The 12,235-nt window shown below is 42.7% G+C and carries 9 protein-coding genes and 3 pseudogenes; all 12 read right to left on the reverse strand.

Annotated features, from left to right (window positions below):
* Positions 1-215 precede the first annotated feature (215 nt).
* The 12 genes and pseudogenes from HYS07_06125 to HYS07_06180 all read right to left on the reverse strand — a co-directional run bounded on the left by HYS07_06125 (position 216) and on the right by HYS07_06180 (position 12,176).
* A complete protein-coding gene (locus tag HYS07_06125) occupies positions 216-581 on the reverse strand; it encodes a PilZ domain-containing protein (GenBank protein ID MBI1870752.1) in 366 nt (121 codons plus the stop codon).
* Positions 582-791: 210 nt separating this feature from the next.
* Positions 792-2,072: a serine--tRNA ligase gene (gene serS / locus HYS07_06130; GenBank protein MBI1870753.1), complete on the reverse strand. Its 1,281-nt coding sequence runs from the start codon at positions 2,070-2,072 to the stop codon at positions 792-794.
* Positions 2,059-4,542 (reverse strand): DNA gyrase subunit A, encoded by a 2,484-nt coding sequence (gene gyrA, locus HYS07_06135; GenBank protein MBI1870754.1) that lies wholly within the window; start codon positions 4,540-4,542, stop codon positions 2,059-2,061. Before gyrA ends, serS begins: the two co-directional genes overlap by 14 nt.
* A 113-nt stretch (positions 4,543-4,655) precedes the next feature.
* Positions 4,656-8,396: a DNA topoisomerase (ATP-hydrolyzing) subunit B gene (gyrB, locus tag HYS07_06140; protein MBI1870755.1), complete on the reverse strand. Its 3,741-nt coding sequence runs from the start codon at positions 8,394-8,396 to the stop codon at positions 4,656-4,658.
* A gap of 35 nt (positions 8,397-8,431) precedes the next feature.
* Positions 8,432-8,752 (reverse strand): DUF721 domain-containing protein, encoded by a 321-nt coding sequence (locus tag HYS07_06145; GenBank protein ID MBI1870756.1) that lies wholly within the window; start codon positions 8,750-8,752, stop codon positions 8,432-8,434.
* Positions 8,733-9,875, reverse strand: coding sequence for a DNA replication and repair protein RecF (gene recF / locus HYS07_06150; protein MBI1870757.1), 1,143 nt, complete (start codon positions 9,873-9,875; stop codon positions 8,733-8,735). The genes HYS07_06145 and recF overlap by 20 nt, the downstream gene beginning before the upstream one ends.
* A 264-nt stretch (positions 9,876-10,139) precedes the next feature.
* Positions 10,140-10,406: pseudogene (locus HYS07_06155) on the reverse strand (RHS repeat-associated core domain-containing protein).
* Positions 10,407-10,457: 51 nt separating this feature from the next.
* The gene (locus tag HYS07_06160) at positions 10,458-10,811 is read right to left on the reverse strand and encodes a hypothetical protein (protein ID MBI1870758.1); all 354 of its coding nucleotides are present in this window, start codon (positions 10,809-10,811) and stop codon (positions 10,458-10,460) included.
* Between the two features lie 3 nt (positions 10,812-10,814).
* A complete protein-coding gene (locus HYS07_06165; GenBank protein ID MBI1870759.1) occupies positions 10,815-11,321 on the reverse strand; it encodes a hypothetical protein in 507 nt (168 codons plus the stop codon).
* A pseudogene (locus tag HYS07_06170) lies at positions 11,285-11,503 on the reverse strand (RHS repeat-associated core domain-containing protein). Before HYS07_06170 ends, HYS07_06165 begins: the two are co-directional and overlap by 37 nt.
* Before the next feature lie 67 nt (positions 11,504-11,570).
* Positions 11,571-11,744: pseudogene (locus tag HYS07_06175) on the reverse strand (hypothetical protein).
* 66 nt (positions 11,745-11,810) lie between these two features.
* On the reverse strand, positions 11,811-12,176 hold the full coding sequence (locus HYS07_06180; GenBank protein MBI1870760.1) for a hypothetical protein: 366 nt from the start codon (positions 12,174-12,176) through the stop codon (positions 11,811-11,813).
* Positions 12,177-12,235: the final 59 nt, after the last annotated feature.

The raw sequence follows: 12,235 nt of genomic DNA on the forward strand, positions 1-12,235 counted from the left end.
CCTTCCCTCTGGCTTCACTCGGTTCGTTGCCTCTCCAAGTGCAGAGTTCAGTTCTGAGTCGGTGGTTAGCCTTTACTCAGGCTCCTTATTTCGGCTTGCTTTTGTTGGCTTGCTTGGCGCACTGAACTTTCAACTTTAAACTTTGAGCCTTATTACAAGTGACGAATTATACCAATAAGAGAGATTCTAAGCTAGGGGGAGATAAAAAAAGAAATTTAAGAGTTTGAGGAATAAAGTTTGATGATTTGAGAGAGTTTACCTTTTTGATCAGGGTTTATATTGGAAAAACTGATTCCCGTATCAAAAAAATGCCCACGCCGGCTGATCACTGATCGGACAATGAATCCCTCCAAAACAACTTCGGTGGAAAAAAAATTCTTTTTAAGATGAATTCGACAAGGGGCATCTTGGGGATAGGCGGAGGTGGTTTCGACTAAGATCCCACCTTCACTTAAATTTTCTACTCCCAACGTTTCAGAACGGGCCGCATTGTCAACATTAAGATCAACTTCAACCTTGGCCCAAAAGGGGATTCTCGAAAAGTTGCGCTTTTCTTTGCTGCGATGGTGAAATAAAGACATGTCTGCCCCCCCGGAATAGGCCCTGGACAAAAGATAACACCTGAATGAGGGGATGTCAAATTAAGCGGAGAAATAAGTCGTAAGCTGTAAGTTTGACGAAATGGATAATTTAAAATTGAAAATGGATAATTTAGGAATTTATTTATTTTACCTTTATTATCAATTCTCAATTGTCCATTATCAATTAAGTTATAGTTTATAGCCGCTTTTTTACTTTTCCCTTATTTCCTCAACCCCAGAGAGATAGGGAATCAAAACCGATGGAACTTTCACACTTCCATCTTTTTGTTGGTAGTTTTCAAGGAGGGCCACCACGGTCCTGGCTAAAGCAATGCCCGAACCATTGAGGGTATGAACGTACTCCGGTTTCCCGTTTCCGGTTTCCCGTCTAAATTTAATATTCGCCCGGCGGGCTTGAAAAGCCTCAAAATTACTGCACGAGGAGACTTCAAGATACCTCCCTTGAGCAGCGGCCCAGACTTCGATGTCATAACACTTCGCGGCTGCAAAGCTCATGTCCCCAGAACATAAGAGACGTATCCGATAAGGAAGACCTAATCTTTGAAGAATATCTTCGGCATGAACGACTAATTTTTCCAATTCGTCATAAGATTTTTCTGGAGGGGCAAAACGCACCATTTCAACTTTGTCAAATTGATGCACTCGAATAATCCCCCGCGTGTCCTTCCCGTAAGAACCCGCCTCTCTCCTAAAGCAAGGAGTATAAGCCACCAAACCCATGGGAAGATCTTTCTCTTCCAGAATCTCGTCCATATAAAGATTGGTCACAGGAACTTCAGCAGTAGGGATTAAGAAAAGATCATCTTCATCAATCCGGTACATATCCTTTTCTAACTTGGGAAGCTGACCTGTTCCCGTCATGCTTCGACGATTGACTACAAAGGGAGGCGATACCTCCTGATATCCATGCTCATTGATATGAAGATCCAGCATGAAATTAATCAAGGCTCTTTCTAATTTAGCCCCTAATCCTCGATAGACGACAAAGCCGGTTCCTGTAATTTTACTGGCCCGCTTCATGTCAATAATGCCTAATTTTTCTCCAATTTCCCAATGAGGAAGTAGTGTAAAATCCATTTTTGGCTTTTCACCCCAGCTTTTGACTTCTACATTTTGTTCTTCTGATATTCCAACAGGAACTGTTTTATGCGGGATATTTGGGATATAAAGTGATTTTTCGGCTATTTTATTTTGATATACATCCACTTTTGAGTCTAAATAAGATATTTTTTGGGATAGAGACTTCTGACTATCCATTTTTTCCTGGGAGGGCATTCCTTTAGACTTGAGAAGTCCAATTTCTTTAGCGGATTGATTCATTTGCTGGCGCAAACGATCGAGTTCTTTCGAGAGGGATTTTCTTTCTTCGTCCAGTTGAAGGAGTTCGTTAATATCAAGCTTGACCCCTTTGGCTTGAACCCCTTTTTCAGCATCCTCCCGATTTTCGCGAATCCATTTAAGATCCAGCATCGGACGTCTCTCCTTCTTCACCCTCCTCAGATTCGATCACCTTGCAAATCGCAACCACTTTATCCTTCTCAGCGAGGTTAATCAGTCTGACTCCCTGCGTGTTTCGTCCAATCACCGAAATCCCAGAAACGGGGCTACGAATCATTTTTCCCGTTGCCGTAATAATCATGACCTCATCTTTATCAACGACAGATAATCCACCTACCACAGGACCATTCCGGTCCTTGGTCTTCACGGTAATGATTCCAGAGCCGCCTCGCCCCTGAATGCGATATTCGTCAAAAGCCGTTCTTTTCCCATAACCATTCTCTGTGACAATAAGCAGCGTCGCGTCTTTCTGAACAGCTTCCATGGCCACCACATAATCATTCTTTCCTAACCGAATACCTCGAACCCCCTGAGCTGTTCGGCCCATGTCTCGGATCTGACTGGAATGAAAACGAATTGATTGGCCAAAATGGGTTGCCAAAATAACATCATCCTCTGCCTGGGTTAATCGGGCGCTCACCAGCCGGTCTTTAGAATCAACCGTCATCGCAATGATCCCGCCTTTACGGGGATTGCTAAACGCCTTGAGTGGTGTTTTCTTGACCGTCCCTTGTTGGGTCGCCATGACCACGCTCAGAGGCTGATCAAAATCTCTCACGCGAATAATGGTGGCAAGTTTTTCGCCGGGATCCATATCAAGTAAATTCACAATAGCCTTCCCTTTGGAAAGACGGCCGGCCTGAGGAATTTCATAGACCTTGAGCCAGTAAAGATGACCCGTTTCAGTGATAAAGAGAAGGTAATCGAGCGTGGAGGCCGTATAAAGATCTTCCACAAAATCTTCATCCCTCATTTCCATCCCCATAATCCCTTTTCCCCCACGACGCTGTTGACGATAAAGATTCGGCGAGGTTCGTTTAATATAGCCACTGTGACTGACGGTGATAATGGTGCTTTCGTCTGCGATTAAGTCTTCAATGTGAAATTCTTTTTCATCATCCTGAAAGGTGGTCCTGCGATCATCTCCGTATTTTTCGTAAAGCTCTGTCAATTCATCCTTAATGAGCGCCAACACCTTTTTCTCGCTGGCCAAAATTCCTTTGAGATAGCTGATGCGCTTAATCACTTCCAAATATTCTTCTTCAATTTTTGTGCGCTCAAGACCCGTTAATTGATAGAGTCTCATGTCTAAGATAGCGGTCGCCTGACGATCGCTCAAAGCAAACTTTTTCATCAGTTTTTCAAAGGCATCCTTGCGGTCCTTCGCTTCGCGAATGGTCTTGACCACTTGATCAATGTGATCCAAGGCAATTTTAAACCCTTCTAAAATATGGGCCCGCTCCTCAGCAATGCGTAGTTCATAAGTTGTCCTACGAGTAATAATGACTTTCCGGTGATCAATGTGTCGCCCAAGAAGCTGTTTTAAATTGAGCACCTTGGGCATTCCTTGATCAATCGCCAAAAGAATTGCACCAAACGTTTCCTGCATCTGGGTATGTTTATAAAGTTGATTCAGGACAACCTGCTCGTTTTCACCTCGCTTTAACTCTAGAACAATCCGCATTCCGTCTTTGTCAGATTCGTCACGAATATCCGAGATTCCTGTAATCTTTTTATCGTTCACCAGCTCGGCAATTTTCTCCAAGAGCGAAGCCTTATTGACCGTGTAAGGAATTTCCGTGACCACAATATTTGTTTTCCCATTTTTAATTTCTTCTACCCCTGCACGGGCTCTTGTCTTGATATGCCCTCGCCCCGTGTTGTACATGTCCAGAACGCCTTGTCTCCCGCATATAATGGCGCCTGTCGGGAAATCAGGACCCGGAATCAGTTTAATGAGGTCCTTAATAGTAGCTTGCGGATCATCAATCAAATGTTTAATGGCACCACAAACTTCTTTCAAATTATGGGGAGGAATGTTCGTCGCCATTCCAACTGCAATCCCGCTGGATCCATTCAAAATTAAATTGGGTATTTTGGAAGGAAGAAGAACAGGTTCTTCAAGTGATTCATCAAAATTAGGTCTAAAATCAACCGTTTCTTTATCAATATCCTCGAGCATTTCTTCAGCCAACGCCGTGAGTCTAACTTCGGTATAACGCATCGCTGCCGCGTTGTCCCCATCGACAGAACCAAAGTTCCCTTGCCCATCGACTAGAGGATAGCGCAGCGAAAAGGTCTGAACCATTCGAACCAAGGCATCATAAACCGAAAGATCTCCGTGAGGATGATACTTTCCCAAAACCTCCCCGACGATACGGGCCGACTTTTTATACTCACGATTATGAACCAGTCCCAAATCCCGCATCGCATAAAGAATCCTTCGATGAACCGGCTTCAAACCGTCCCGGCAATCCGGAAGAGCTCGACCGACAATCACACTCATGGAATAATCCATGTAAGAATTGCGAACCTCTTCCTCAATCGAAATGGGCACTATTTTTTCGTTACGGGTAAAAAGATTTTTTGTTTCCTCAGCCATGATGCGTCGCTACGCTCCCTTATTAAATTTCGGATCTCGGATTTTGAACTTCGAATTTATTGAATGAATTTATCTTTTTTAAATCCGACGTCCGAGATTCGAAATCCGAAATGTTATATGTCCAAATTTCTCACATGTAGTGCATGGGTCTCAATAAATTGTCGGCGGGGCTCCACTTGATCCCCCATCAAAACAGTAAAAATTTCGTCGGCCTCAACGGCATCTTCCATGGTTACTTTCATGACCGTTCTTTTCTCAGGGTTCATCGTGGTTTCCCACAACTGTTCGGGATTCATTTCTCCGAGTCCTTTATAACGCTGAATCGAAAGCCCCTTACGGCCAAATTCCTTGACCTTGCTCAGCAATTCTTCTAATGAAAAAAGTTCATAATCCTTCTCTTGGTCATTGAGTCGAAAGAGGGGTTTTTCAGACGATTTCTGATAATGCTCGATATCAAAACCCTTCTCCTCGAGACGGGTGAGGGCTTTTGTGATTTCTCGCGATTCAAAAAGCTCAAAAACCTCAACCGCTTGTTTGATTCCAGAAGGCTTACCTTCCTGCGTCACCACTTCTACCTCTTCTTTAGATTTTTTTTCTTCCCCTGATATAAACTGAGCCAATCCTGAATCGTCGAAGAAAAAATGTTCTTCGCCTTGGCTGCGAACAAGATAGACGGGTAATTCATGCGTTTTATTCTTCTTGAGCTCCATAAAAATATTCCATCGGACACCTTTTTTTCGAATTAAATTTCCCCAATGCTCTAGCTGAATGAGTGCATTGGCTAATTCTGAAACCTGCTTTCCTGTAAATTCCTTTTTATCAGAAAGCCGTATGAAGGTCACCCCTTCACAACCCAAATCCATTAAAAACTTGTTCATCTCTTGATCACTCTCGACATAACGCTCAGCCTTCTTTCGCTTGATTTTATAAAGAGGCGGCTGAGCGAGATAGACATAGCCCTGTTCAATCAGTTGGGTCATCTGACGGTAAAAAAAGGTTAAAAGAAGCGTCCGAATATGAGCTCCGTCGACATCGGCATCGGTCATGATAATGACTTTATGATAACGCAGCTTTGAAAGATCAAAATCATTCGCCCCAATTCCAGAGCCGAGAGCCGTGATAATCATTCGAATTTCATTATTGCTTAAGACTTTATCGAGGCGGGCCTTTTCGACATTGATCAATTTTCCACGCAAGGGAAGAATCGCCTGAAATCGACGGTCTCGCCCTTGTTTTGCGCTGTTGTGAACGAACACCCCTGACGCAAGAGCAAAATTATGTGTCTCTGGAACCTCTAAATCATAGACATCGATCCATTCCTCTACAATCACCACATCCTTGATGCGGTGATTGTAATGTGTCACAGCCTCTTTAAGCTTTTGAGCATCTCCTTCAAAAAATCTCTCCAAAATAGACGTAGGTTTCAATAAAGTCTTATCGCGAGTTTCTCGACGAATCTTTTCATATTTTAAAAAGTCTACTTCTCCTTTTTCTTGAAAAATATCGCTTAAAATTTTCAGGGCTTTATTACGATAAGTCTCGTTGTAAGTTTCCTTCCTTTTTGCTCTAAATTCATCCGTCCATTGTTGACTTGTTCTAACGCTTCTCCATTTTAGAAGGTCCTTGTCCTTCCATTGGTATCTTGCCAATGCTGACAACTCCTGACGCTTTTCTGGATGGGAAACAAAATAATTCGTGACGCGCTCGGATTGTGTCGATCTATGATCCTCAACGCTCCAATAGTCTTTTTGGTTTTTGTTAAGAATGTCATTGTTTCGCTTTTGGTAATCGGGGTTGTTTTTATAGAATGCAAGGAAACGATCCACCATGAACTTTTTATAAGACGGATTCTTCCATTGCTCCTTAGCACGACAACTCAAGGCTTTTTTCATCTTCAACATTTTCGCTCTTATCTTTTCTCGAAATTCAGTCGTTCCACGCAACGTGCGCAATTTTTCCAAAACATCTGGTCGTCGAAGTGTCCTCTGTGCTTGTTCACGGTGAAGACTTAAGTGCTGTTCCTTAGAAAGACGCATGATATTGTCGGGATTATTGTTTAGTTTATTGAAGTCTTTGTGATGACGATGCGTCCCCCATGACGCATCATAGACCCCATGTGACAGGTTATATCGGTCTGCCAGTAGATGTGTAAAAATCCAACGCTTTTCGGCTGGATCAAACACCAGCTCATAACCCTCAATCGTGATTCGTTTCCCTAAGCGAGAATGTTGGCGATAAAGAGGCATTAAAGAATCATTGCCGGTTAAGGATTGTGCCTCCTTAAACGTCCTGTCAGCTAACATAAACTGATGATCAGGTGTACAAATAATTTCCTCATTGTTATCCAAAATCACCTTTATGATTTTTGCCTTTCTTTTTGTCAAACGAGGAGCGCAAATTTCACCTATCTCAACAGACCCATTTGCATTTAGGGTATAGCAGTAATTCTTAATCCCTTTTCGGTCTTCTTCCACCAATTCCTTAAAAGAGAGATTTCTTCCATCAGCTAATGCAACCTTGGTGTCTCCAGAAAAACATCCTCCAGCTGAATCGCCCTCGACCAGGTAAATTTCACATAAACTGGGATCTCGTTCTGAGCAGTCGGCAAGCTTTCCAGGTAAAGAGGCGCTATCCAAGGCCCCTTTTCGCCGAGTCAAATCCCGGGCCTTTCGAGCAGCCTCTCGGGCTCGAGCGGCTGTTAATATCTTATCCATAATCTTTCGAGCCACACTAGGGTTTTCCTCAAGAAGCCCTCCTAACCCCTCATTCACAATTTGCTCGACAATACCCTGAACCTCACTATTTCCTAGTTTTGTCTTTGTCTGCCCCTCAAATTGCGGATCCCTAACCTTGACGCTGATCACGGCGGTGATCCCCTCTCGCGTGTCATCTCCCGTAATATCGAGGTTCTCTCCCTTAAACAAAACATTGTTCTTTTTAATATACTGGTTAATGGTTCGCGTAAGACCCGATTTAAATCCGGAAAGATGCGTCCCCCCTTCAATCGTGTTAATATTATTCGCATACGAAAAAAGATTTTCCGCATACCCCTCGTTATACTGAAGAGCCACCTCAACGGCGATCCCTTCTTTTTCTCTTTCCACGTAAACCACTTTACTGTGGATGACGGTTTTATTTTTATTGAGATGCTCGATAAAACTCCTGATCCCGCCCTCATACTTAAATACTCTTTCTTGTTCCTTGCGCTCATCCTTGAGGGTAATTTCAATTCCGCTGTTTAAAAACGCCAGTTCCCTTAAACGGTTGGCAAGGGTTTCAAAATTAAATTCCTGTTTTCCAAAAATTTCTTCGTCGGGGAAAAAAGTGACTTTGGTTCCCACGCTTTTAGAACTTCCGATCACCGTAAGCTTAGAAGCCGTCCTTCCTCGCTCATATCTCTGATGATAAATCTTGCCGTCACGCCTGACCTCAACTTCCAACCATTCGCTCAAGGCATTCACGACAGAGACGCCCACCCCATGAAGCCCGCCCGAAATTTTGTAGCTCTCATGGTCAAATTTACCTCCTGCATGAAGCGTGGTGAGCACCACTTCAACCGCTGGCTTCTTCTCTGTTTTGTGAATATCGACCGGAATTCCCCGTCCGTCATCCGCTACGGAAAGACTGCCATTGGTATGAATCACTACATCGACTTTTTTACAAAAACCCGCCAAGGCCTCATCCACGCTGTTATCCACTACCTCATAAACCAGGTGGTGAAAACCTCGGATCCCTGTATCGCCAATGTACATGCTCGGCCGACGACGAACCGCCTCTATTCCCTCAAGAACGGTAATGGTTGTTGCGTCGTATTTCTGTTCTTTCTTTTCTTCTTTAACTTCTTCTTTCGCCACTTTTCACTCCAAAAATTCTAATTTTATTCTTGAACTCATCCAATCTGATATTGGATTTCCTTCACGACCTCTTTCCCTACAAGAGATTGAATTTTTTCTAAAATTTCCTTCTCGTGACGTTTCGTAATTTCATAAAGCCAATCGGAAGAATCTACGAAAACCTTAAGTTTTTTTGAGCGAACCTGATAAGGTCGGGAATGGGAAGCGATCGCATCACCGACAACTTCTTTCCAATGAAAGAAAATTTTCCCATGATTCTTAAGATCGGCCTGCTCAAGAGAGAGAATCACATCTTCAATCACCTTACCCACATGAGTCGGTTCTCTTTTTTTACGCTCAAGCACTGGCTTCTTCATACTGGCCACTTTTAACCCCAAACCATTTCCCTTGCGGAATTAAATCTCGATGAAAATCGATCGCGGTGATGGACACAAAAGATTGATAGGGAGAAAGAACTTGCATGAGCCCCTTCCTTCTCCTTTCATCTAATTGAGTTAAAACATCATCTAAAATAAAAAAAGGCGTCTTTCCTTCTCTCTTTTTTAAAAAATCACCCAGGGTTAATTTCAGGGCGATCACCAAAGACCGCTTCTGCCCCTCTGAGCCAAAATTCTTTATTTCTCTGGCATCCATCATGAAAGAAAGATCATCTCGATGGGGCCCTTCCCGAGTACACCTAAAGAGAATATCCCTTTCTTCAGCCTGGAGCAACTTCTCACAAAAATTCGTCTGAATCTCTTCCAGACTGTCACCCTCTATAGAGCTTCGATAGAGAACCTCAACCTCTTCATCCTTTTCAGCAACTCCTGCATGAAGACTTCTCAATTCGGGATTAAGAGACTGAAGAACTTGTTTCCTTCTCCAAATAACGTAAGCCCCATGTTCTTCTAAAATTTTATTCCAAACTCTGATTCCCGCTCTCTCAAGATCAGGCCCCCGCTGAAGAGAGCGATTTCTTTGCCTTAAACCTTGATAATACCTAACACAGTGAAGATAATACCGCTCATCCCACTGAGAAATAGCCAAATCTAAAAATTTTCTCCTCCTTGCCGGTTCCCCGTCAATGAGAAGATAATCCTGGGGTAAAATTTCAATCACCTGCATCGTCCCCAGAAGCTGAGAAAGACGAGCTTTCTCACTCCCATTCACCCGAGCAAGTTTTCGATCTCTAATCAGTTCAATCTCAAGCTCTAACAAACGGTTTCCATCCACAAATTCTGATTTTAAAAATGGAAATCCTCCAGACCATGGGTAGAGATCTTCGAGAGATGAAGTTTTAAAACTCCTTCCGGTTGCTAAAAGGTAGATGGCCTCAAGGAGATTTGTCTTTCCTTGAGCATTCTCGCCTATAAAAACATTCTGGAAAGAGGAAAATTTTAAACAAGCCTCCTTAATATTACGATAATGTTTAACCTCTAAACTTTTTAAAATCCTAACCTCCGAGAAGCTGTAAGCGACAGCGATAAATTTTAAAAGAATTTATTTCTATTGAGAGTTTACAATTTAACTCCATCCTTTTGTACTCTTTTCTACCATCTTCTTCTAAATAATCTCCAAAAACCATTTCAATTTACCTTATACTTCCGAAAACCACATACCTGGCCCCACGATCGGTGTCGGGAGCACTGAGCCTGTGGGGGTCATGATTGCTCCAGATCCTGGGACGAATCCTCCTCCAAAATTAAAGGGATCAAAGGGTGAGTTATTCTCTGGATCTCTGAAAGCGACTCCAGATCCCTTCTGTTAGGTCAAATTCGAGCCAGAACTCCCTGTACCACATTCTGCACCCGCTCTCTTCTTTTCACCATCACCATTCAATATCTTGTCCAGGATCGAACTTCCTATCATTATAATAATTGTTAGAAGGTCCAATCCAAAATCCTTCCCACTCGGATCCACCCGATTCCACGGGTTGTTGTTAGTATAGCTATACAGATTGAGCGAGTCGGCATAGCCTATCGAATCCGTCTCGAGAAATCTCCCAAGCGCTGGATCGTAATAACGGGCTCTAAACTAGAAAAACTTATTCGATTTTCACTGCTTTATTTATAAGAGCAGAAACTATTTAATGGAATTTGATTTCTTATACTTTTCCAGCTCTTGTTCCCAACTTTCCCCATGAAGATTTTTAAAGTACCGTTTCCTAATTTTATCTTTTGAGACTTTTCTGGTGCTCAGAAACGTTCTGCCTTCTTCAAATAAATTTTTCCCTTCGCAGTGAAAAGCATTAAACATCGTCCAAGTCATCAATTCATAAAAAGGATTTTTGATCCCAACTTTCCGTCCAACTTTATGCCAAACTCCACTCAAACTCGGAAGCATAAAACCGGATTTACCGACTTTGTAGCCGTTCTTTATAAGGATTCTTTCTGGCCAGTACTTAATTGTAAAATTATAAATGTCTTCAAATTTCACGGATCAATCTCCAACTCTTTGCCCGCCTGATGTGTAAGAACCTTCCCGCCTAGTGTTTGTTCTGTCGTATTTCTTCCATTTATCTCCCCTATGACTTGTATAGCTCTCTCGCCAAATCTTTCCAGTTTTTTTATGTCTAAAACCTTGTCCATTTTTTAGTCCAGTAAACTTACTACGATCTGTATCAGGGGTTTCTTCAAGACCTCCTCTTTGCCCCCTAAACCACCCCAGAGAAGGACGTCCGACTAAAAATGTTCCTACTACGCCCTGAGGGGTGACGAGTGCTCCCCCTATAGCAACTGGAGAAGCTCCTCCCCAAGGATTAAACGGAGGGGTATGCGACGAGGGTTCATTCCTTCCTGATCCTCCACAATCCCTTTTAGTTCCAGAGGAACTCGTTGTATCCTTCTTGAAATTCGATGCGTCATCGCTTTCTTGAATGACATAGGGACCGGCTTCTCCTAGGTCATTTCCTATATCATAATACGAGGAGGCATCTTCCCCGTCCATTCCCTAATCTGAAGAGTCAATGTTGTATCAAATGAAAAATCGTCTGTCCCTTCAGGATCCACCCGATTCCACGGATTATTCCCGCAATAGGTATAGAGATTAAGCGAGTCCACATAGCCGATGGGGTCGGTTTGGAGGAATCTTCCAAGCGTTGGGTCGTAGGTGCGGGCCCCAAACTGGAAAAACTTATTCGGTTTTCAAAGAGCAAACTGTTACGAAATTTATGATGCATGTTAGTAAATCAATGAATCAATGAACGTCCTGCTTCTCTCTCGAAACCGCGAAGATCTCTCCAATCTCTAAAAGAAATTTCCCCCCAGGATCCACCCTATTCCACGGATTGTTGTTGGTGTAGCTGTAGAGATTGAGCGAGTTGGCGTAGCCGCTGGGGTCGGTTTCGAGGAATCGACCTAGGCGGGGTCGTAATCGCGGGCTCCAAACTAGAAAAACTTATTCTGTTTTCAAAGAGCAAAAAAGTTAAAGTAAAATTTAATACGAATAGATTTGTCTATAGATAATAGGTTTTGGATTGGGTACTTCCTTTGGAAGATCACCAAAATACTGATGACTTTGAGTCAGAAAATCCACTCCTATATTAATCAACTCTTGCCCCATTTTTGAAGCATTAATTTCTGGTGAGGTCGTGATGGCTCTGATTTTTTTCTCAATTTCTTCCATCCATTTTTTTGCCTCAATTTCATTGACACGCTGCGACTCTCGCTCCCAAACAAAAAGAACGACCTCTTTCTCATCTTGGTAACTTTTAAAAACTCCCCGATAAAATTTAAATCGCCCTAACCCGCCCCAATGAATCAACAAGTTAAAAATCTGTTCTTTTTGAGTCTTGTTATCCATAAAATCACCTAATTGTTTAGGGTCATATTGACTGTACATCCAAAATATACTTTGCAGGA

This window comes from Chlamydiota bacterium (genome assembly GCA_016178055.1).
Lineage (GTDB): Bacteria > Auribacterota > JACPWU01 > JACPWU01 > JACPWU01 > JACOUC01.